General features: G+C 63.9%; 20 protein-coding genes. 6 read left to right on the top strand and 14 right to left on the bottom strand.

Annotated elements, in window-relative coordinates:
* Positions 1-22: 22 nt before the first annotated feature.
* Together SSARUM2_RS00310 and SSARUM2_RS00305 are read right to left on the bottom strand one after the other, a co-directional pair.
* Complete coding sequence (locus tag SSARUM2_RS00310) at positions 23-1,366, bottom strand: esterase-like activity of phytase family protein (protein ID WP_060452994.1); 1,344 nt, start codon at positions 1,364-1,366, stop codon at positions 23-25.
* 75 nt (positions 1,367-1,441) lie between these two features.
* Positions 1,442-2,557 (bottom strand): cyanate transporter, encoded by a 1,116-nt coding sequence (locus SSARUM2_RS00305; RefSeq protein ID WP_060428515.1) that lies wholly within the window; start codon positions 2,555-2,557, stop codon positions 1,442-1,444.
* Between the two features lie 210 nt (positions 2,558-2,767).
* Here SSARUM2_RS00305 and SSARUM2_RS00300 point away from each other — a divergent pair, with 210 nt between their 5' ends.
* The 4 genes from SSARUM2_RS00300 (at position 2,768) to SSARUM2_RS00285 (ending at position 6,717) form a co-directional block, all read left to right on the top strand.
* On the top strand, positions 2,768-3,622 hold the full coding sequence (locus SSARUM2_RS00300) for a LysR family transcriptional regulator (protein ID WP_033653975.1): 855 nt from the start codon (positions 2,768-2,770) through the stop codon (positions 3,620-3,622).
* A gap of 128 nt (positions 3,623-3,750) precedes the next feature.
* Entirely contained in the window at positions 3,751-5,139 is a 1,389-nt protein-coding gene (locus tag SSARUM2_RS00295) for an amidohydrolase family protein (RefSeq protein ID WP_060452993.1), read from the top strand.
* 100 nt (positions 5,140-5,239) lie between these two features.
* On the top strand, positions 5,240-5,791 hold the full coding sequence (locus SSARUM2_RS00290) for an isochorismatase family protein (RefSeq protein ID WP_033636578.1): 552 nt from the start codon (positions 5,240-5,242) through the stop codon (positions 5,789-5,791).
* A gap of 2 nt (positions 5,792-5,793) precedes the next feature.
* The gene (locus tag SSARUM2_RS00285) at positions 5,794-6,717 is read left to right on the top strand and encodes a helix-turn-helix domain-containing protein (protein WP_060452992.1); all 924 of its coding nucleotides are present in this window, start codon (positions 5,794-5,796) and stop codon (positions 6,715-6,717) included.
* Here SSARUM2_RS00285 and SSARUM2_RS00280 read toward each other — a convergent pair.
* Positions 6,712-7,704: an acyltransferase gene (locus SSARUM2_RS00280; RefSeq protein WP_060439315.1), complete on the bottom strand. Its 993-nt coding sequence runs from the start codon at positions 7,702-7,704 to the stop codon at positions 6,712-6,714. The two genes, SSARUM2_RS00285 and SSARUM2_RS00280, sit on opposite strands and share 6 nt — an antisense overlap.
* Before the next feature lie 217 nt (positions 7,705-7,921).
* Here SSARUM2_RS00280 and SSARUM2_RS00275 point away from each other — a divergent pair, with 217 nt between their 5' ends.
* The gene (locus SSARUM2_RS00275) at positions 7,922-9,169 is read left to right on the top strand and encodes an MFS transporter (RefSeq protein ID WP_033638635.1); all 1,248 of its coding nucleotides are present in this window, start codon (positions 7,922-7,924) and stop codon (positions 9,167-9,169) included.
* 53 nt (positions 9,170-9,222) lie between these two features.
* Here SSARUM2_RS00275 and SSARUM2_RS00270 read toward each other — a convergent pair whose 3' ends face one another.
* Positions 9,223-9,849, bottom strand: coding sequence for a LysE family translocator (locus SSARUM2_RS00270; RefSeq protein WP_047569917.1), 627 nt, complete (start codon positions 9,847-9,849; stop codon positions 9,223-9,225).
* 121 nt (positions 9,850-9,970) lie between these two features.
* On the opposite strand from SSARUM2_RS00270, the gene SSARUM2_RS00265 reads away from it, so the two are divergent.
* A complete protein-coding gene (locus SSARUM2_RS00265) occupies positions 9,971-10,882 on the top strand; it encodes a LysR family transcriptional regulator (RefSeq protein ID WP_033636572.1) in 912 nt (303 codons plus the stop codon).
* 11 nt (positions 10,883-10,893) lie between these two features.
* On the opposite strand, the gene SSARUM2_RS00260 is transcribed toward SSARUM2_RS00265, so the two are convergent.
* From SSARUM2_RS00260 to fdnG, 10 genes are all read right to left on the bottom strand, one after another.
* Positions 10,894-11,169, bottom strand: coding sequence for a type II toxin-antitoxin system RelE/ParE family toxin (locus SSARUM2_RS00260; RefSeq protein ID WP_060452991.1), 276 nt, complete (start codon positions 11,167-11,169; stop codon positions 10,894-10,896).
* The gene (locus SSARUM2_RS00255; protein WP_033649526.1) at positions 11,169-11,429 is read right to left on the bottom strand and encodes a ribbon-helix-helix domain-containing protein; all 261 of its coding nucleotides are present in this window, start codon (positions 11,427-11,429) and stop codon (positions 11,169-11,171) included. The genes SSARUM2_RS00260 and SSARUM2_RS00255 overlap by 1 nt, the downstream gene beginning before the upstream one ends.
* Before the next feature lie 82 nt (positions 11,430-11,511).
* Positions 11,512-13,353, bottom strand: coding sequence for a selenocysteine-specific translation elongation factor (gene selB / locus SSARUM2_RS00250; RefSeq protein ID WP_060452990.1), 1,842 nt, complete (start codon positions 13,351-13,353; stop codon positions 11,512-11,514).
* Complete coding sequence (gene selA, locus SSARUM2_RS00245; protein WP_060452989.1) at positions 13,350-14,744, bottom strand: L-seryl-tRNA(Sec) selenium transferase; 1,395 nt, start codon at positions 14,742-14,744, stop codon at positions 13,350-13,352. The genes selB and selA overlap by 4 nt, the downstream gene beginning before the upstream one ends.
* 69 nt (positions 14,745-14,813) lie before the next feature.
* The gene (locus SSARUM2_RS00240) at positions 14,814-15,419 is read right to left on the bottom strand and encodes a glutathione S-transferase (RefSeq protein ID WP_060452988.1); all 606 of its coding nucleotides are present in this window, start codon (positions 15,417-15,419) and stop codon (positions 14,814-14,816) included.
* A gap of 40 nt (positions 15,420-15,459) precedes the next feature.
* Positions 15,460-16,110, bottom strand: a complete 651-nt coding sequence (locus SSARUM2_RS00235) for a DcrB-related protein (RefSeq protein ID WP_033636562.1) — start codon at positions 16,108-16,110, stop codon at positions 15,460-15,462.
* Between the two features lie 114 nt (positions 16,111-16,224).
* Positions 16,225-17,154: a formate dehydrogenase accessory protein FdhE gene (gene fdhE, locus SSARUM2_RS00230; protein ID WP_033649531.1), complete on the bottom strand. Its 930-nt coding sequence runs from the start codon at positions 17,152-17,154 to the stop codon at positions 16,225-16,227.
* Positions 17,154-17,789, bottom strand: a complete 636-nt coding sequence (gene fdoI, locus SSARUM2_RS00225) for a formate dehydrogenase cytochrome b556 subunit (protein WP_004934017.1) — start codon at positions 17,787-17,789, stop codon at positions 17,154-17,156. Before fdoI ends, fdhE begins: the two co-directional genes overlap by 1 nt.
* Entirely contained in the window at positions 17,786-18,688 is a 903-nt protein-coding gene (gene fdxH, locus SSARUM2_RS00220; RefSeq protein WP_004934014.1) for a formate dehydrogenase subunit beta, read from the bottom strand. The genes fdoI and fdxH overlap by 4 nt, the downstream gene beginning before the upstream one ends.
* Positions 18,689-18,700: 12 nt before the next feature.
* The gene (fdnG, locus tag SSARUM2_RS00215) at positions 18,701-21,748 is read right to left on the bottom strand and encodes a formate dehydrogenase-N subunit alpha (protein ID WP_094887892.1); all 3,048 of its coding nucleotides are present in this window, start codon (positions 21,746-21,748) and stop codon (positions 18,701-18,703) included.
* Positions 21,749-22,029: the final 281 nt, after the last annotated feature.

Raw genomic sequence — 22,029 nt, 5'->3', positions numbered from 1 at the left:
GTGATGCGGCGGCCGGGGAGCGCTACTTCAGGAAATCCTTCACGTCCAGCAGGATGAACTCGTTGTCATCCGCCATATTGGGTTGGCGGCTGGAGGAGAACGGGAAGTTGTTGTCGTTACCGACGATGATGTGGTTGGCGTCCACCACGTCCACGTTCTCGATGGTGAAGAACGGGAAGGTCAGCACGCCGTCGTTCAGCGGCTTGCGCGCCAGCTTGTTCGGATCCTGGATATTCATCAGGTCGATATAGGCCAGTTTGTCGACCGGTTTGCCGACGTTGGCGTCCGAGAAGGCGATTTTATACACTCGCTTGAACTTGGCCACCTGGCTGAAGCAGTTGTCGGTCGGCGCGCCTGCGGCGCAGGCTTTATCCGGCGTGCCTTCGCCGTTGTCGCGCTCGATCACCAGCCCGTGGGTGGCGTCGATCATATTGAAGTCGCCGATGGCATTCTGGTTGTCTTCCAGCACGTACTGCCAGCTGCGGCCGGTCCAGGCCTGCTGTTTCACATCAAACTCCAGCACCCGCAGGTAGCGTTTGCCGCCGACGTTCTCGAACTGCTCGCCTTCCCACAGCGCCCCTTCCAGCAGCGGATACAGCTTGCTGCCGTCCGGCGAGGCGGCCATGCCTTCAAAGCCTTTGGAGCGCGCCACCTGGAAGTTCTGCTTGCCGTCCGGCGCGCCCGGCAGGGTCAGCGTCGGGTTGTCCGGCGATTTCACCACCTTGCCGTCCACCAGGGTGTCGAACACCGCCAGCACTTTGCCGTTCAAGTCGGCCTTGATCAGGTAAGGCCCGAATTCTTCGCCGATCCATAAGGCATCGTCGGCAAACTGGAAGCTTTCCGGATCGAAATCGCTGCCGGTCAGATAGCGCTTCTCGGTGCTCTCGTTGATGATGTGGAACGGCACCTTTTTATCCGGATCGTGCAGGAAAACCGTCTTCAGCGGCGCGACCGTGCCGTCTTTGAAATCGATCTTGTAGTGGTTGAGATACAGCATGGCGTCCGGCGAGTTGGCCTTGCTGCCGAAGCCGTTGTCGGTCAGCACCCAGTAGGTGCCGTCGGGCATGTGTTTGATGCCTGAGTGGCCCTGCAGCGGTTGGCCTTCGATCGGCAGGCCGAGGCCGGTCAGGCGATCGGCGGATTTGCCCGCCACGCTGCCCAGCTCGGTGACGCGTTTGCCACTGGTGTACTTGCCGCTCAGCTGCAGATCGCTCGGCGCGTCCTTCGGCGTGGAAACGGTGGATTTCACCGGCAGCAGCGCATGCCCCGCCAGCGTCGCCGGTACCGGCTGCGCCTCGGCCCACAGGTTGGCGCTCAGCGCCATGCAGCCGACCAGCAGCGCCAGCCGGGTTTTGGTGTTGTGCATGTCATTGTCCCTTTTCGTTGTTATCGCCCAGAAGTAAAAGCAACGTCACTATAGGGAGCGGCAATGACAGAAATATTATTCGGCGAACGCCCGCCGGTAGCTGTGCGGGTGGAAGCGCCAGGTGATGGCGATCAGCACCACCACCAGCAGCGCGTGGATCTGCCAGTCCAGCACGAAGCCACCGCTGTAGTCGCGCAGCAGGCCGGAGAGGTAGGGTGTCACGCCCGCCAGCAGGAAGCCGACGCCCTGCATAAAGGCCACCAGCCGCCCGGCCGCCGCCGGCTGGTGCAGGTGATCGAGCGCCAGCACCAGGCACAGCGGGAACGCGCCGCCCAGCCCCAGCCCAGAAACCAACACCCACAGCCACGGCAGCGTCTGCGGCAGGTAAATCAGGCCGATAAAGCCGATCAGTTGCATCATCAGCGCCAGCAGCAGCAACGGCCGCCGGTCATGATTGCGCGCCAGCGCCGGCAACAGCAGCGCGCCCACCACCTGGCCGAAGGTCATCAGCGCCAGCAGCGAACCGCTGGCCTGCGGCTGCCAGCCGAGCTGCATGTAATACGGTGGCAGCCAGGCGATCAGGCTGGTATAGCCGCCGTTGATCAGGCCGAAATAGGCGCCGAGCAGCCAGGCGCGCCGGTTGCGCAGCAGGCTTGGCCCGCGGTTTTCTCCCGCTGCGCCCAGGCGAGGCAGCCCGCGACTGACCGGCCACCAGGCCAGCAGCGCCACCAGCGCCGGCAATGCCCACCAGGCCAGCGCGCTGTGCCAGTCGTGCCCCGCACTCATCAACCACGGGGTGATCGCCGCGCCCAGTCCGCCGCCGCCCATCAGCGCCGCCGACCACAGCCCGGCCACCAGCGCCATGCTGTTGAGGAAATGATGCTTGATGATGCCGGGCATCACCGCCTGGATCACCCCGATGCCGAGCCCGCCCAGCACCGCGCTCATCAGCAGCTGCACGCTGCCGGGGGCCAGCTCGCGCCAGAGCGCGCCCAGTCCGATCGCCAATAGGCTCAACGCCACGGCGCTGCGTTCGCTGAACAGCCGGTTGATGGCGCCACCCGCCAACGCCATCAGGCCCATCATCAGCACCGGCAGCGTGGTCAGCAACGCCGCGCCGCCAAAGCTCAGCCCGGTAGCCTGGCGCAGCGTCGGCAGCAATGGGCCAATCGAGGTCAACAGCGGCCGCATGTTCAGGCCGATCAACACCAGCGCCAGCAACAGGGGATTGAACCAGCGGCGCGAAGAAGGTGAATTAACAGAATGATTTAACACGGTATATTCCTGGTACTGCGAAATGAAGAGTGCGGCGTCACAGCGCGATCGCCGCAGCGTTGCGTTACTGTAGGCAACGCCGCTAGTATTGGGAAATTAAATAATAAAATAGCCAACAGTGGGAAAATGAATCGCTACCCGATGTTCAATCCGCAGCTGCTGCTCAGCTTCGTCGCCGTATGCGACAGCAACAGCTTCACCCGCGCCGCAGAGCGGGTGTTTTTGTCGCAGTCCACCGTTAGCCAGCAGGTGCGCCGGCTGGAAGAGATGCTGGGCAAGCCGCTGTTTGAGCGCTCCTCGCATCAGGTGCTGCTGACCGAAGAAGGCGTCAAGCTGTTGAGCTACGCGCGCCGCATCATCGCGCTGAATGAAGAGGCCCACGACGCGCTGACCGGCATCTGGCGCGACGGCGTGCTGCGGATCGGCATGCCGGAGGATTTCGCCGTGCCCACCACCGAGCTGCTGGCCGACTTCAGCCGCGAGCACCCACACCTGCGATTGGACGTCGCCAGCGGCCTGAGCGCCGATCTGCACAGCGCCTACGCGCGTGAAGAGCTGGATCTGATCCTGGTGAAGCAGCGCCGCCGGCAACCGCCGCGCGCCGCACGGCCGGAACCGCTGCTGTGGTTGGACAGCCTGGCCTTCCCGGCCATCGAGCAATCGCCGGTGCCGCTGGCGGTATTTCCGCTCAGCGGCCTGTACCGCGACGAGCTGTGCCAGGCGCTGGACAACCTCGGCAAACGCTGGCGCATTGGCTACAGCAGCGCCAGCCTGGCGGCGCTGACCGCCGCTTCCGCCGCCGGGCTGGGCGTCACCCTGTTGCCGGCCGGCTGCCGTCTGCCCACGCATCGGGTGCTGGGCGAAGCCGAAGGATTGCCGCCGATAGACAGCTTCGAACTGGCGCTCTACTACCGCGACGGCGCCCCCGCCGCCACGCTGTCGCTGGCCCAGCGGCTGGCGGTGTTTTGCGGGTTGATATAAACGCCGGCACACGCCGATCATTACCAAATCGAATAGTCACCAGTGGCAAATGTCGCTGCCAACCGGCCGGTTCCTCTCCTAAATTGGGGGATGTTTTCATCCCTCACCTCTGGATTAAGGAACCGAACGTGGAAAACCCTCAACAACCGGGCCGCAGAGCCTTCCTCAGCCAAACCGGCAAACTTACCACCGCCTGCGCGGTGATCGGCCTGACGGGTGGCATGGCGCAGGCCGCGTCACCGGGCGACGGGCAGTGCGCACCGGCACCGATGACCCTGACCGATCGCCACTACTGCCTGAGCGAGGTGCGGCTGGAAGACGGCTTTGAATACGACGGCGAAACGGTGATCGGCACCCGCACCGCGCTGTACACGCTGGAGATCAAAGACGGCAAGATCGCCGCCATTCACGCCGCCAGCGCCGCGTTGCCCACCGGCGTGCCCCGCTATCAGGCGCAGGGCCAGCTGCTGCTGCCGGCGTTTCGCGACATGCACATCCACCTGGACAAAACCTTCTACAGCGGCCCGTGGCAGGCGCCGCGCCCGCGCCAGGGCAAAACCATCATGGACATGATCGCGCTGGAGCAGACGCTGATCCCGAAACTGCTGCCCACCTCGCAGCAGCGGGCGGAAAACCTGATCGCCCTGCTGCAGTCCAAAGGCAGCACCGTGGCGCGCAGCCACTGCAATATCGATCCGGTCAGCGGCCTGAAAAGCCTGGAACACCTGCAGCGCGCGCTGGAAAACCACCGGGCGGACTTCAGCTGTGAAATCGTCGCCTTCCCGCAGCACGGGCTGTTGCACTCCAAAGTCGATGCGCTGATGCGCGAAGCGATGCAGATGGGCGTGCAGTACGTCGGCGGGCTCGATCCGACCAACGTCGACGGCGCGATGGAGCAATCGCTGGACGCCATGTTCCAGATCGCCCTCGATACCGGCAAAGGCGTGGATATCCACCTGCATGAGACCAGCCCGGCCGGGGTCGCCGCCATCAACTACATGATCGCCACCGTGGAGCAAAACCCGGCACTGCGCGGCAAGGTCACCATCAGCCACGCTTTCGCCCTGACCACGCTGACGCCGGGCGAACTGGCGGAAACCGCCACCCGGCTGGCGGCGCAGCAGATCACCATCGCCTCTACGGTGCCGATCGGCGGCCTGATGATGCCGCTGCCGCAGCTCAGCGAGAAAGGGGTGTTCGTGATGACCGGCACCGACAGCGTGATCGACCACTGGTCGCCGTTCGGCACCGGCGACATCCTGGAGAAGGCCAACCTGTACGCCCAGCTGTACCGTGGCTCCGACGAGTATCACCTGTCGCGCGCCATGGCCATCTCCACCGGCGGCGTGCTGCCGCTGGACGATAAGGGCCAGCGCGCCTGGCCAAAAGCCGGCGATGCCGCCGAGTTCGTGCTGGTCAACGCCAGCTGTTCCGCCGAGGCGGTCGCCCGCCTGCCGGCGCGCAGCGCCACCTTCCATCAGGGGCGTCTGGTGGCCGGCCAGGTGAGCAAAGCCTAAGGTCGGTCCGCTGTTGTCATCATGATGGCCGTTTTTGGCCTTCTGCCAGAGTAAGGAGCGGCGCAAGATGGTCGCTACACACACAGGCGGAGGGCCGAAAATGTCACAGAGCGCGTTATTGATCATCGATGTCCAGCAATCATTCCAGCACCGTCCATTCTGGCAGGAGGACGATCTGCCGGCGTTTCAGCAGGCGCTGACGCGCCTGATCGCGGGTTGCCAACAACGCGGCGCAGCGCTGGTCGATGTGCTGCACGTTTCGCCGCAGGGGCCGTTCTCGCTGGCTTCAGGCCATGTACAGCGCCTGCCGTTCCTCACCCACCAGGCGGATATCACCGTGCATAAGCACGTACACAATGCGCTGACCGAATCCGGCCTCGACGCCTGGCTGCGCGAGCGGGATATCAACCACCTGATCGTCTCCGGCATCCGCACCGAACAGTGTTGCGAAACCACCACCCGGGTAGCGTCCGATCTCGGTTATCGGGTGACCTTCGTCACCGAGGCGACGCTGACCTTCCCGATGCGTCATCCCGACGGTGAAACCTTTACCCCCGCGCAGCTGAAGCGGCATACTGAAACCGTACTGGTCGATCGTTTCGCCCGCATCGCCAGCGTGGATGAGGCGCTGGCGCAACTCGCACAGGAGTAACCATGTCGCAGGCCGTCTATTTTCTGCTGTTGCCCAACGTGCTGTCGCTGGACGTCAGCGGCCCGGCGGAAACCCTGCGCCTCGCCGGGCAGTTCAGCCTGCGTTATCTCAGCCCGGCGCCGCAGATCGTCTGCTCCATCGGCATGACGCTGAGCGGCCTGCAGCCGTTGCCCGAACGCCTGGAAGACGGCGCCATTCTGGTGCTGCCGGGCGTCGGCGATTCGCAGCGCTATTTCGCCGGGGAAGAGGCCGAGCAGGCGCGCCGCTGGCTGGCGACGCTGCGGCCCGATCTGCAGCGGCAGCGTATCACCCTGGTGTGCATCTGTTCCGGCGCGCTGCTGGCGGCGCAGGCCGGGCTGCTCGACGGCTATCAGTGCACCACCCACCACGACGTCATCGAACGTATCCGCCGGCAGGCGCCGGCGGCGCAGGTGAAAGAGAACCGTATCTTCGTCGAAGATCGCGGCATCTACACCAGCGCGGGCATCACCACCGGCATCGATTTGGCGCTGCACCTGGTCCACCGCCACTGCGGCTCCGGCCGGGCGCGCGACGTCGCACGCGACATGGTGGTCTATTTCCGCCGCGCCGGGGACGATCCGCAGCTGTCGCCCTGGCTGCGCTATCGCAACCACCTGCACCCGGCGGTACACCGCGCGCAGGACGTGATGGCCGCCGAGCCGGAGGCCGACTGGTCGGTGCCGCAGGTGGCGGAGAAGGCGCACGTCAGCAGCCGCCACCTGGCGCGGCTGTTTCGCAGCCACGTCGGCATCAGCGTGCGGGAGTATCATGAGCAGCTGCGGTTGGCGGTGGCGCAACAGCGCCTGCAGCAAGGGTATGGGTTGGAGAAGGCCGCGCTGGCGGCCGGCTTTTCTTCCGGGCGGCAGCTGCGCCGCGCCCAGCAGCGCCAGCGCTCGCCGCTATGACACCAGCCGGCGGGTATCCAGCCGCTGCAGGCCGACAGACAGCAGCAGGCTGAGCCCCAGCGCCACGCCGAACACCCAGAAGATATCCAGCAGCGGGTGGCCGGTGAAATCCAGGTGCCGGCTGCGCATCACGTTGACGATAAGGGCGTGAAAACCGTAGATCGCCAGCGAATGGCGGGAGAACGCGCTCAGCCAGCCGATCGGCTGCGGCAAACAGTGTTTCACCCACACCAGCAGCGCCACCGCCGCCATAAACACCAGCGGGCCGCTGTAGATGTAGTAGGTATCGGCGAAGTTGCCGTTGATGAACAGCTGGTGCTTGGTGCCGCGCGCGATCAGCGCCACGCACAGCGCAAATCCCAGCGCCGCCAGCCAGCCCACGGCGCGCCCGCGCGCCTCCATCATGCCAATCGCCCGCCCGGCCAGCGCATACAGCAGGTAGTAGAAGGTATCGCCGTAGATATACAGGTTAACCGGCAGCAGGTGCGCATTGCCGAAGGTCAGCTTGTCGGTATTCGGGTTGGCGATCGCAGCCAACACCACCAGCGCGGCGGCCAGGTAACGGCGCGACACCGGCTTGACGCTGATCAGCGGCGACAGCAGGTAAATCACCGTAATGGCGTAGAAAAACCACAGGTGGTAGAACACCGGCTTTTGCAGGATGGCGCGCAGCGACGGCCAGAAGCCGATCTTGGTGAAGGCCGCGATATAGATCAGCGCGATGGCGCTGTAGAACAGAATGCAGCAGGCGATACGGGTGAAATGCCGCCGGCCAGCGCTCTTTTCGCCGAAGAACAGGTAGCCGGAAATCATGAAGAACAGCGGCACCGACACGCGCGACAGCGAGTTCAGCGCGTTGGCGATATCCCAGTTGTGCAGCCCTATCGCCGCGCCGTTGGTGACGTAATAGGTGGTGGCGTGGATCATCACCACCATCATGCACGCTATCGCCCGCAGATTGTCTATCCAGCCGATTTTCTCGCTCAAACGCTCGCCCGATCTTGTGTCATATTGATATGTTAAGAAGAGGTTATCGGGCACGGCGTTCGGCGACAACCCAAAAGCGAAATATCAGAATGCACTTAAACAACACCTTATGATTGCGAAGGTGAACAATTGGCGGCAAAATAGCCGCCACAACTCGCTCAGTTTGCGCTTCCCGCCCTGGCAGTTCCTTTTTCTCTTTTACTATCAGTACAATAATATGAAAACGACATTACCACCTGCGGCACGTTTGGGCCGACAGGCGCTTTTATTCCCTCTTTGTCTGGTGCTGTTCGAGTTCGCCACTTATATCGGCAACGATATGATTCAGCCGGGCATGCTGGCCGTCGTGGCGGATTTCAACGCCGGCGAAGAGTGGGTACCCACCTCGATGACCGCCTATCTGGCCGGCGGCATCTTCCTGCAGTGGCTGCTCGGGCCGCTGTCGGATCGCCGCGGCCGCCGCCCGGTGATGCTGGCCGGGGTGGCGTTCTTTATCGTCTCCTGCCTGGCGATCCTGCTGGTCACCACCATCGAACAGTTCATCGCCATGCGTTTCCTGCAGGGCATCGGCCTGTGCTTTATCGGCGCGGTCGGCTACGCCACCATCCAGGAGTCGTTTGAAGAATCGGTGTGCATCAAGATCACCGCACTGATGGCCAACGTGGCGCTGATCGCCCCGCTGCTCGGGCCGCTGGCCGGCGCGGCGCTGATCCACGTCGCGCCGTGGCAGAGCATGTTCGTGCTGTTCGCCGCGCTGGCGGCCATCGCCTTCTACGGCCTGTGGAAAGCGATGCCGGAAACCGCCACGCTGCAGGGCGAGGCGTTTTCCGCCGCCAACCTGTGGCGCGACTACCGCCAGGTGCTGGGCAACCGCCGCTTCCTGTGCGGCGCTTTGGCGATCGGTTTCGCCAGCCTGCCGCTGCTGGCCTGGATCGCCCAGTCACCGGTGATCCTGATCAGCGGTGAGTCGCTGTCGACGCTGGATTACGGCCTGCTGCAAATCCCGGTGTTCGGCGCGCTGATCCTCGGCAACCTGACGCTGGCGCGCCTGACCGGCAAAAACAGCGTGGAGCGCCTGATCAAGCTGGGCGCGGGCCCAATGCTGCTGGGGCTGCTGATCGCCGCGCTGGCGACCCAGTTCTCCAGCCATGCCTACCTGTGGATGACCGCCGGCCTGAGCCTGTACGCCTTCGGCATTGGCCTGGCCAACGCCGGCCTGTACCGCCTGACGCTGTTCTCCAGCACTGTCAGCAAAGGCACCGTGTCGGCCACCATGGGCATGCTGAGCATGATGGTGTTCACCGTCGGCATCGAGCTGGCCAAGGTCGCCTACGTCTGGGGCGGCAGCGGGCTGTTCAACCTGTTCAATCTCATCAGCGGCCTGTGCTGGTTGACGCTGGTGGCGCTGTTTATCGGCAAACGCCGCAACGGCGACCCCACGCCGCAGCCGACCGGCGCGGCTTAAACGCCACGATAAACGCCGGTCCGGTTTCCCGACCGGCGTTTTTTTATGCGGCTTCAGCCGAGCAGCCCCCACAGCGCATACCCCGCTCCCACCACCGCCACCCCCAACAGCAGCAACGCCGACAGGACAGAGATCGCCCGCCGCGCGCGCTGCAGCGCCGTTCCCGACAGCAGGGTGATATAGGCCAGCAAGATGGCGAAGTCCGCCAGCACCCACAGTGCAGTCAACAGCGTCAGGCTGGCGCCGATCGAGGGGGTGACGGCGATAAACTGCGGGAAAAAAGCGACGAAGAAGATAATGTCTTTGGGGTTGGCGATGCCCACCAGAAAACCGGTCAGGATCGCCGAGCGTTTTTGCGGCGGCGCAACGGGCTGCGCATCCGGGGTTCGCGCGGATAAATCCTCATACAGCGAGGCGATCGCCATACGGCCGATAAACAGGCAACCCAGCAGGCCTATCCACTGCAGCAAGCGCATATCCACCGCGAACAGCCCGGTGATAATCAGCGCGGCGATGCCGATCAGCAACAAGGAGGCCCCGTTGCTGCCCAGCGCAGTCAACAGCGCGCGCCGGGCACCAAAGCGCGCCGCGGTGTTGGCCACCATCGCCACCACCGGCCCCGGCGTGGCGATCAGCAAGAAAATGGCGGCGAAATACGCCGCCAGCAACGACAGGTTCATCTTTATTTCACTCACATTCAGTCAGTTGGCGTCGCGCCATTATCCTGCCGCCGCCCCCGCCTTGAAAAAGGAGTAATCCTGTCGTTTACTGTGAATCAGACTCATTATTAGAGACGCCGCGATGGCCAGTTCCCTTCCGCCGCTTTACGCCCTGCGCGCCTTCGAAAGCGCCGCCCGCACCGGCTCGTTCACGCTGGCCGCCGAGGAGCTGCATCTCACCCCGAGCGCCGTCAGCAAGCACATCAAAACGCTGGAGCAGCACTTCGGCTGTCGGCTGTTCCAGCGCAACGGCCCGCGCATCGAGGTCACGCCGCAGGGGAAAATCTTCGCCGCCGAGCTGCAGCAAGGGTTTGGCCGCATCGAGCAAGCGTGCGAGTTGTTCAGAAGCCACCGCGATCTGCTGCGGCTGAAGGCGCCCTCCACGCTGACCCTGCGCTGGCTGCTGGACTGCCTGAGCCGGTTCCGGCAAACGGCGCAGGCGTTCGAGGTGCAGGCAGCCAGCGTCTGGATGGACATCGACAGCGTGGATTTTTTCAGCGAACCCTACGACTGCGCCATCCTGCTCGGCAACGGCCACTTCGGCGCCAACACCGCCGCCGCCAAGCTGTTCGACGAATGGCTGATCCCGATTTGCGCCCCCGCGCTGCTCGCCGACGGGCAGCGCGACCTCGCCGCCTGCCCGCTGATCCACCCTTCGCCCGATCGGCGCGACTGGCGGCGCTGGCTGCAAAAAAGCGGCATCGCGGCCCCGATCGATCTCACGCGCGGCCAGGTATTTGATTCGCTGGAACAGGGCAACACGGCGGCCATCGCCGGGCACGGCGTCTCGATCGGCGATCTGGCGCTGAGCCTGCGGACGATTGAGGAGGGGTTATTGGCGCTGCCCTGTGACGCCGCCGTGCGTACCGGCGACGGTTACTATCTGGTTTGGCCGGAAGAATCGGCGAAGCGGCCGCTGATCGAACGCTTACAGGCGTTTCTGACCGCCCAGACGCCCGACGTCAGCCGGGCCGCCGTCAGATTTATCGGGTAGGGGAATTCGGCCTATCGCTCTTCGCGGGGATGCCAAATACGCAGAACATAAATCGTTGCCGGCTGCACCTGGTAACGTATCTCATAACGGCCGACCAGAATACGCCTCACTTCCTGCGGTAAAAACTCGTCCAGTCTTTCACCCAGGCGAGGATTATCAAGCAACGCTTTAGGCGCGGCGACCAAGGCCTTCACCGAATTCGCTGCCGCAGTACGGTTAGCCAAGGCAAGAAACTCAAACAAACGCGCCAAATCCGATAGCGCCTTACTCGTCCATTTTAACGCCATCAGCGCGGTACCGGCAGCGGATCGTCACTGTCCAGGCTGGCAGCCCAGGCTTCTACCGATTCATGATCGATAACGTTTTGCTGTTCGACATCGGCCAGCGCCGCCAGCGTTAATCGACGGCGCTCTTCCTCTTGCTCGAGCCAGGCGGTGAGGGCTTGCTTCACTATCCATCCCCGTGAGCGTTCAAGTTTGGCGGCCATTTCATCCACCTTTTCAGCCAAAGGCAGCGGCACATGAGCGGTGATGACTTTCGTATTCATCGTCTTGATCCTCAATACAATCGACATCAATCAAAGTGATTAAAGCTGATTATACCGCCATCAGAGAACAAAAAACACGCAATCAGTTGCCGAACAACCCGCCGTCGCGCAGCAGATGCTCGTTACCCTTGCGGCGGGTAAAGCCGCTGCGATCGAAGAACTCCAGCACCTGGATCGCCAGCTTGCGCCCGACGCCGAGCCGATCGCGGAAGTCGGCGGCGTTGGCGCCGCCCCGCTCCGCATCCAGCTCGCGGATCAGCGCCGCGAACTGCTCGATGCGTCGGCTGAGGTAATAGCGATCCACCACCACCGCCGTCACATGGCCCAGCTGGGCCGCCTTGCGCAGCAGCGCCCGTACCCGGCTCTCTTCCTCACCCAACTCGCTCGCCAGATCGCGCACCCACCACGGCTCGTCGCCGAACAGCGGTTCGATGCGCGCCCACAGCGGCGCCTCTTCGGCGCTGAACGCCAGACCGTGTTCCGGCAGGTGCAGCCAGCCGCGCGTATTGCGCAGCGCGCCGGCCTTCAGCAGCCGATCGATCATCATAAACACCAGCGTTTCCGGCTGCTGGGGCAGGGCCATGCGCCGCAGACGGGCGCGCCCTAACCCCAACTGATCGGCGTGCTGTTGGTGGTACTCCGCCAGCACCTGCAGCAGCCGACTTTCCGCCTGTTGCACCTGCTCCTGCGCCAGCGCCCGGTCACCGACGATCAGCAGATCGCGGTTCGCCAGCAGTGCCGCCAGGCCGTCGTCGGTCAACTGACGCGCCCAGGCGAACGCCGTCAGAGACAGCGCGCCGTGCGGCAGCTCAAGCGTCAGCGCCTGCGCATCGTCCTGCGCGTTCGCCAGGGCCTGCAGCCATACCAGGTAGTCCGGCTGGCGCTTGCCGCGCTTGGGCGCGCTCAGCCTGAGCACCCGGGCCGCGCCCAGCGTTTGCCGTGCGCCGATATCGCGCAGCACCAGCCGATCGTTCTCCGCCAGCCACAGCGGGCGATCGAGGATCAGTTCCGCCAGCCCGTCGTTCAGCAGCGAAATGCGCCCGGTGATGTGGCTGGCGGCATGGTGCAGGTGCAGCGGCTGCCAATGGCGGATCGGCCGATCCGCTTCCAGCGCCACCAGAATGCGTTCCGCCGCCTCCGGCGGACGCTGCGCCAGCAGCCAGTCGCCGCGCGCGACACGGTCTTTATCGACATCGCCGCTGATGTTCAACGCGATGCGTTGCCCGGCCTGGGCCTGTTCCACGGCCTGATTTTGGGCGTGCAGGCCACGCACCCGCACCGGCGCGTCGGCGCCGGTCAGCCACAGCGAATCTCCCACCTGCACCCGGCCGCCGAGCGCGGTGCCGGTCACCACCAGCCCCGCCCCTTTGACGCTGAACGCACGGTCTACCGCCAGGCGAAAACGGCGCGTCAGCGCGTGCTCGCCGGAGGGCAGCGCCAGCAAATGCGCGCGCAGCGCCTCGATACCCTCTCCCGCCGCCGCCGCGGTAACAAACAGCGGTGCATCGGGCCAGCCCTGGCGCGCCAGTTCGTCGCGCACCTGGCGGCGTACCTCGCCGACACGCGCCGCGTCCACCCGGTCGGCCTTGGTCAGCGCCACCGTCAGCGCCGGGCGCCCGCTCAGGCGCAGGATCGCCAGATGTTCGCGGGTTTGCGCCATCACGCCGTCGTCGCAGGCCACCACCAGCAACGCATGGTCGATGCCGCCGACGCCCGCCAGCATGTTGGCGAGGAATTTCTCGTGGCCGGGCACGTCGATAAAGCCCAGCACCCGGCCGTCCGGCTGCGGCCAGTAGGCGTAACCCAGATCGATGGTCATGCCGCGGCGCTTCTCTTCCGGCAGGCGATCCGCGTTGATCCCGGAGATCGCCTGCAGCAGGGTGGTTTTGCCATGATCGACATGGCCGGCGGTGGCGATGATCATGAGGCGCTCAGCGCGTCCATCAGCGCCCCTTCCTGTTCCAGACAGCGCAGATCCAGCCACAGCCGGCCGTCACCGAGGCGGCCGATCACCGGCTGCGGCAGGCGGCGCCAGCGTTCGGCCAACGCTTCCAGCGTGGCGCCGCGGCCGTCGCGCGGCGTGAAGGTCAGCGCATAGCTGGGCAGGCGATCCACCGGCAGCGAACCGCTGCCAATTTGCGACCAGCACGGTTCGGCGCGCAGCTCGAAATCGGCGGTGAACCGCGGTGCCAGCGCCGCCAGCAGCCGTTCGGCCGCCTGTTGCATCTCCTGCTGCGGGCGGGTCAGCAGCCGCAGCGTCGGCAGCTGCTCAGCCAGTTTTTCCGGCTGCAGATAGAGCCGCAGCGTGGCCTCCAGGGCCGCCAGCGTCAGCTTGCCGACGCGCAGCGCGCGCTTGAGCGGATGCTGCTGCAGGCGGGCGATCAGCGCCTTTTTGCCGACGATGATCCCGGCCTGCGGGCCGCCCAGCAGCTTATCGCCGGAGAACGTCACCAAGTCGACGCCGGCGGCCAGCAGCCGCTGCGGCATCGGTTCGGCGGGCAGGCCGTACTGCGCCATGTCGATCAGCGAGCCGCTGCCCAGATCGGTGGCGGTCGGCACGCCCTGTTCGGCTCCGAGCTGCGCCAGTTCAGCCTCGTCGACCGCCGCGGTAAAACCCTGAATGCTGTAGTTGCTGGTGTGCACTTTCATCAACAGGCCGGTCTGTTCGTTGATGGCCTGGCGGTAATCTTTCAGATGGGTGCGGTTGGTGGTGCCGACCTCCACCAGTTGGCAGCCGGCCTGGCGCATCACGTCGGGTATGCGGAATGCGCCGCCAATCTCCACCAGCTCGCCGCGCGACACCACCACCTCTTTGCCGGGGGCGATCGCCGCCAGCATCAGCAGCACCGCCGCCGCGTTGTTATTGACGATGCAGGCGTCCTCCGCGCCGGTCAGCCGGCACAGCAGATCCGCCACCGCCCGATCGCGATGGCCGCGCCCGGCGCCGTCCAGATCGTACTCCAGCGTCACCGCCTCCCCCATCACCGCGCTCACCGCCTCCTTCACCGGCTGCGCCAGCAGGGCGCGCCCGAGGTTGGTGTGCAGCACGGTGCCGCTGAGGTTGAACACCGGCAGCAAAGCCGGGCGTTGCTGCCGGGCCAGCTCGGCCCGCAGCGCCTGCGGCCAGTCGCCGCACCAGGCGGGTAAACGTTGCTGTTGCCCGATCGCGTCGCGCGCCTGGGCCTGCAGCCGGCGCAGCAGTTCGCCGATCAGCGTCTGGCCATGCTGCGCCACCAGCGGTTCAATCGCGGGTTCACGCAGCAGGCGGTCGATGGCGGGCAGTTGGCTGTAAAGAAGGTGGGATTCAGTGCTCATGGTCGCTCGGTTTTCAATTTAGACGTATCGGCATAGCAAAACCCCGCCGCGGCGGGGAGAAAAGAACGTTCAGGGCGGCGCGGTGCGGGCGAAGCTTTCACGGGCGAACAGGCGTTCGGCCAGCTTGACCAGCGCCGGGCGCCCGACGCACCAGTTGGGCAGGATGCGGCGGAAATTGAGGTAGCCCAGCGCGCAGCCGGTGGCGATATCCGCCAGCGTCAGCCGCTCGGCATTGAGCCACGTTTTGTCCCGCGCCAGCGCCTCCAGCGCATCCAACCCGTGCGTCAGTTTGTCACGCTGGCGCAGCATCCAGTTTTCGTCCTGTTTTTCCGGCGCGCGCCGGCTTTCGCGAAACAGGGTCGCCGCCGCTTCGGTCACGCCATCCGCCAGCGCCGCCACCTGGCGGACGCGCAGCGCGGCGGCGCGTTCGGCCGGCAAAAACGCCGGCTCCACCGTCAGCAGCTCAAGGTATTCGGCCACCACCGGCGAGTCGTAAAACACCTCGCCGTCATCGGCGATCAGCACCGGCACCTTGCCAAGCGGGTTCAACGCCTTCACCCGGCTACCGGGCTCATACGGCGGATCGTTGACGAATTCGAACGCGATCCCTTTTTCCAGCAGCATCACGGAAATCTTGCGCACAAAGGGGCTGGTGTAACTACCGATAAGCTTCATCCGGTCTCCTCCGCTTCGTCCTGGCCGCAGCGCGGCGCCCTTACTTCACCGCCAGGGTATCGATAATCCGCTGCACCAGCGCCTGATGCACTTCCGGCGTTTTGGCCGGCGACAGCATTTGCAGCGTCACCACCCGCTTGTTGAACACCGTCAACACCAGCGTGGAGACCACCTTTTGCCCGTTGACGGTCTGCTCGGTATCCACCCGGCGAAACTTCTGTTTGCCGACGCTGAAGTTCTCTTCTTTGGTGGTCTGGATATTCTGATAGCGCTCGGCCAGCACCGTGATGGCGCTCTGCGCCAGCTCTTTCAGCATTTTGTCGCTGGTGTTGAGCTTCATGCCGTCCGGCGGGATCACTTCGGAAGAGACCGCGCTCTGGCGCGACTTGCCGTCGAGAAAACGCTGAATGGTGGAGGTGCTGTCGTTGATGATGCCGCTGTTCAGCGTTTGATCGCTAAAGCCCGGCGGCAGCTCGAAGGTGATTTTGCCCTTCTGCAGCGACACGTTCAGCCCCGGCGGCGCGGGCGGGGTTTCTACCGGCGCAGGCGGCGGCGGTGGCGCGGGCTGCGTCACGGTCGGCTTGGTGTCCGGTGGCGGCACCGCCGGTTTGGTGTCGTCTTTGTTGTCGCAGGCCGCCAGTCCGACCGCCAGCACGGCGACCGCGGTCAGTTTTGCCAGGGTGTTTAACATCGTGGTTCCTTTCGCTTGGCGCGTTATGGCCTAAACGTAGCAACTCGTCCGGGCGAATGCCAGAAGCCCGTGCTGAAATTGCTGATCCGGCCCCGCGCGAACGGGGCCGGGCGGTTACTCCGCCGGGAACAGGAACGGATTGATGCTGCTGCGGCCGAAGCCTTCTTCTTCCATGCGGGCGTCCAGCACCAGCGAAGCCAGATCGTCGGCCACCGCTTCGACCTGCGGGTCTTTTTCCTGATACAGGATCTTCAGGTAAGTGCCGCAGTCGCCGCAGCTTTCCGCCTTCACCGCCGCCTGCTCGCTGTCCAGCGACCAGTAGTTGAGATCGCGGGTCTGCTCGCAGTTGCTGCACTTCACCCGCACCACGTGCCATTCGCTTTCGCACAGGTTGCAGTGCAGGTAGCGCAGGCCGTTGACGGTGCCGATGTGCACCATGCTGGAGACCGGGATGCTGCCGCACACCGGGCAGAACTGGCGCTGCTCGCCGTATTCGGCGCGCGCCTTGCCGGGGATCAGGCTGGCCATCTGCGCCCAATAGAGCGACAGCGCGGCCCAGAGGAACGGCGCCTTCTCACTGCCTACCTTGCCGAACTCGCGGTTGAGCAAGGCGTCGGCCATCAGCTCCAGCTCATGCGCCGAGGCTTTCTCCAGGTTGTCCAGCACCGCCAGGATATGCTCCGGCGCCTGCGGGCGCAGCTCGGCGATCAGCGACGCCAGCAGCTTGCGCCAGTGCTCGCTGCGCGGGAACACGCTCAGATCGAGCGGCGGTTTGCCGCTGGCGGCACCCTGCGCCAGCGCTTCGCTCAGATCGAGCTGCAGCGGATTATCGTGCAGCGCATGCTGCTGCGCCTGCGCCAGCTCGGCGGCGAAGTTCAGATAGTCGCCCAGCGGATTGTCGACAGCCAGCTGACGCAGGCGATCGGCGCGGCGGCTGTACAGGCTTTTCAGGTTGGCGAAAAGTAACGGCGGGATGTTCTCCGCCGTTGAGGACTTCTCACGCTGTGCCCCTAACTGCTCTTTAGGAACGATGCGGATACTCATCAGGGTTTATCTTCCTGTCGTTTCTCGCGGACCTCGCGGTACCAGCGCGGATGATGTTTCTTGGCCCAGGCCGCCGGCACCCAGCCTTCCACCATCGCGGTAATGGTGCCTTTTACCCACAATGCGGCGTAAATGTGCACCATAATCACGATAATCAGGCCGACCGCGGCCAGCGAATGCACCAGCAGCGCGATGCGGATCAGCGGGATGGAGAACGACGGCGCAAAATACGGCCGCCAGATCACCACGCCGCTGGCCAGCAGCAGCACCAGGCTGATAATCGCCGCCCAGAACACGCACTTCTGGCCGAAATTATAGCGCCCGGTGTCACCCACTTCCTCGTTCATGGCGATTTTGTGGATGTTCTTGGCCCAGACGATATCTTCCCGGTTGATCAGGTTATGCTTCCAGTAGCGCAGGAACATCAGCAGGAACGCGGCAAACATGATCACCCCGACAAACGGGTGCAGAATGCGCGCCAGCTGCGGCGTCCCGAAGATGTTCATCAGCCAGTTGAAGGAGGGGAAGAAGAACCCCAGCCCGCTGATGGCGGCGAACACAAAGCAGAACGCCACGATCCAGTGGTTGATGCGCTCCGGTGCGCTGTAACGCTGAATGGGCTTTTCCTTTCTCATTTGCGCGTCTCCTCGTCGTGCGACTCGTCGTGCTCGTCCTCATCTTCGACGCGGTTAGGCCCGACGCCGACATAGTGGAACACGCTGGCCGCGAAGGTGGCGGCAAAGCCGATGGCCGCCAGGGGTTTCCACACGCCCTTCCAGAAGGTCACCGCCGGGCTGATGCTCGGGTTGTCCGGCAAACCGTGGTACAGCTGCGGTTTGTCGGCGTGGTGCAGCACGTACATCACGTGCGTGCCGCCCACCCCCGCCGGATCGTACAGACCGGCGTTCTGGTAGCCGCGGGTGTTCAGCTCGCTGACGCGATCCGCCGCCACCTGCTTCATCGCTTCCTTGGTGCCGAAGTGAATGGCGCCGGTCGGGCAGGTTTTCACGCAGGCCGGTTCCTGGCCGACGTCCACGCGGTCGACACACAGGGTGCACTTGTACACCCGGTTGTCGTCCTTGTTCATGCGCGGCACGTCGAACGGGCAGCCGGCGATGCAGTAGCCGCAGCCGATGCAGTGCTCGGACTGGAAGTCGACGATGCCGTTGGCGTACTGAATGATCGCGCCTTCCGACGGGCAGGCCTTCAGGCAGCCCGGATCGGCGCAGTGCATGCAGCCATCCTTGCGGATCAGCCATTCCAGCTTGCCGTTTTCCTCCACCTCGGAGAAGCGCATCACCGTCCACGACTTGGCGGTCAGATCGGCGGGGTTATCGTACACCCCGACGTTGTGCCCCACTTCGTCGCGGATGTCGTTCCATTCGGAACAGGCCACCTGACAGGCCTTGCAGCCGATACAGGTGGTGACATCGATCAGTTTGGCCACTTCTTCCTGGTGGTCACGGGCACGCGGCGCCGGCGTGAAACCATTGGTGGCGGATTTACGAATGATGTCTTGAGATTGCATGGCCATAATTCGTCTCCGTTACACCTTTTCCACGTTGACCAGGAACGCCTTGAACTCCGGCGTTTGCGTATTGGCGTCGCCGACAAACGGCGTCAGCGTGTTGGCGATAAAGCCTTTCTTCGCCACCCCTTCGTAACCCCAGTGGATCGGGATGCCGATGGTGTCGACTTCCTGGCCGTGCACCTGCAGCGTGCGAATACGCTTGGTCACCACCGCCTTGGCCTTGATGTAGCCGCGGTTGGAGCTGACCTTCACGGTATCGCCGTGCTTGATGCCTTTTTTCTCCGCCAGCTTCTCGCCGATCTCCACAAACTGCTCAGGCTGCGCGATGGCGTTCAGCAACGCGTGCTTGGTCCAGTAGTGGAAGTGCTCGGTCAGACGATAGGTGGTGCCGACATACGGGAACTTGTCGGATTTGCCCATCGCCGCCAGATCGTCCTTGAACACGCGCGCCGCCGGGTTGGACACCACGTTCGGGTGCAGCGGGTTGGTGCCGAGCGGCGTTTCGAACGGCTCGTAGTGTTCAGGGAACGGCCCTTCCGCCATCTTGTCGGTGGCGAACAGGCGGCCCATGCCTTCCGGCTGCATGATGAACGGCCCGACGTCGCTGCCCGGCGCGGCGGTGCTGTAGTCCGGGATATCGGCCCCGACCCACTTGGCGCCGTCCCACTCCAGCAGCTGGCGTTTCGGATCCCACGGTTTACCCTGCGGATCCGCCGAGGCGCGGTTATACAGGATGCGGCGATTGAGCGGCCATGCCCAGGCCCAGCCCAGCGTATTGCCGAGGCCGGACGGATCGGCGTTGTCGCGCCGCGCCATCTGGTTGCCGGCCGGCGTCCAGCTGCCGGCGAAGATCCAGCAGCCGCTGGCGGTGGTGCCGTCGTCGCGCAGCTGCGCGAACGAGCTGAGCAGCTCGCCTTTTTTCACCAGCACCTTGCCGTCGGCATCCAGCAGATCCGCCAGCGCCTTGCCGTTGTTTTCCTGCGCCACCTCTTCCGGCGCCGGGTTGTCCGGCGTCAGGTAGTCCCAGGTCATGTTCAGCACCTGTTCCGGCACCGCACCGCCGTCGCGCGCATACATCTCGCGCAGGCGGCTGAAGATGCCCGCCAGGATCTCGCCGTCGTTCAGCGCTTCGCCCGGGGCGTCCGCGCCTTTCCAGTGCCACTGCAGCCAGCGGCCGGAGTTGACGATCGAGCCGTTCTCTTCGGCGAAGCAGGTGGACGGCAGGCGGAACACTTCGGTCTGGATCTGCGCAGGATCCACCTCGTTGAACTCGCCGTGGTTCTGCCAGAAGTTGGAGGTCTCGGTGTTCAACGGATCGATGGTCACCAGGAACTTCAGCTTGGACAGCGAAGCCACCACCTTGTTTTTGTTCGGGAACGACGCCACCGGGTTAAAGCCCTGGCAGAAGTAGCCGTTGACCTTGCCCTGCGCCATCATCTCGAAGTACTGCAGCACGTCGTAGCCTTTGTCCCACTTCGGCAACCAGTCAAAGCCCCAGCTGTTGTCCTTCTGCGCCTTGTCGCCGTAGAAGGTCTTCATCATGCTGACGAAGAATTTCGGGTAGTTGCCCCAGTAGTTAACCTGGCCCGGCAGCAGCGCCTTCGGCGTGTTGGCCTTCAGGTAGGTGTCGAGATCGGTCTGTTTCTCCGACGGCAGCGTCAGGTAGCCCGGCAGGCTCTGCGACAGCAGGCCGAGATCGGTCAGACCCTGAATGTTGGAGTGGCCGCGCAGCGCGTTGACGCCGCCGCCCGCCATGCCCATATTGCCGAGCAGCAGTTGGATCATCGCCATGGTGCGGATGTTCTGCGCGCCGACCGAGTGCTGAGTCCAGCCCAGGGCGTACAGGAACGAAGCGGTTTTATCCGCGACGCAGGTTTCGGCGATGTATTCGCACACCTTGAGGAAATCGTCCTTCGGCGTGCCGCAGATGTTGGTCACCACGTCAGGCGTGTAGCGGCTCACGTGCTGTTTCAGCATGTTCCACACGCAGCGCGGATCCTGCAGCGTGACGTCGCGCTTGGCGAAGCCGTTCTCGTCGAACTGGTAGTTCCAGGTGGTTTTGTCGTACTTGCGGTTTTCCGCATCGTAGCCGCTGAACAAGCCGTCTTCGAAGGCAAAGTCTTCCCGCACCAGCAGGCTGGCGTTGGTGTAGGCCTCGACGTACTCGCGGTTAAACTTGTTGTTGGTCATCAGATACAGCAACACGCCCGACAGGAAAGCGATGTCGGTCCCGGAGCGGATCGGCGTGTAGAAGTCCGCCACCGATGCGGTTCGGGTAAAGCGCGGATCGATCACGATCAGCTTGGCATTGTTGTGTATTTTGGCTTCCATCGCCCAGCGGAACCCCACCGGATGCGCTTCCGCCGCATTACCGCCCATGACGATAATCAAATTCGCGTTCTTGATATCAACCCAGTGGTTGGTCATCGCACCGCGACCAAATGTTGGAGCAAGACTTGCTACCGTTGGTCCGTGTCAGACACGCGCCTGGTTGTCTACGGCAAGCATGCCGAGAGCGCGACTAAATTTTTGCGACAGAAAACCGGTTTCGTTGCTGGCGGCCGAGGCGCACAGCATGCCGGTGGTCAGCCAACGGTTGACGGTAACGCCCTGATCGTTGGTTTTGATGAAGTTGGCGTCGCGGTCTTCTTTCACCAGCTTGGCGATGCGGGTAAAGGCGTCGTCCCAGCTGATGCGTTGCCATTTGTCCGATCCTGGCGCCCTGTATTCCGGGTACTTGAGGCGGCTTTCGCTGTGGATGAAGTCAACCAGGCCGGCGCCTTTCGGGCAAAGCGCGCCGCGGTTTACCGGATGATCCGGATCCCCTTCGATATGGAAAATGCTTTCTTTGGCGTTTTTGGCGCCATCACCAAGGCTGTACATCAACAGCCCACAGCCGACGGAACAATACGTACAGGTATTACGGGTCTCGCGGGCGCGCAGCAGTTTGTACTGCCGGGTTTCCGCCAACGCCACTTCGGGGGCAAAGCCCAGCGCGGCCACCGTCGTTCCTGCCATACCGCCAGCGCAGATCTTAAAGAACTGCCTTCTGCTGACCTGCATGGGGGTCTCCTTTACTCTCGATTGTCACATTGTTCAAAGGCGCCTGCCCGCTAGCGCGGCAAACGCGAATGTCACTGTTGTTATGCTTGCTACGAACGCCGGCCATATTACCACAGCGTGCTTGTGGTTGTTACACACTCGTGCTCATTCAGTGAACGCTTTGGCACATTTCGATACATTTCGGCGTTGGCGCTCCCTACAGTATAGAGAGTAACCCGCGCGCCGGGGCGACGGCTTCACGCAGCCATCCGCCCCTTCTTCTATCAGTAGGTTAGCGCAGC

The organism is Serratia sp. K-E0102 (genome assembly GCF_029962625.1).
GTDB classification, from domain to species: domain Bacteria; phylum Pseudomonadota; class Gammaproteobacteria; order Enterobacterales; family Enterobacteriaceae; genus Serratia; species Serratia sarumanii.
The sequence above is the reverse complement of the archived record's forward strand: the minus strand, read 5'-3'. Positions and strand labels throughout refer to the sequence as shown.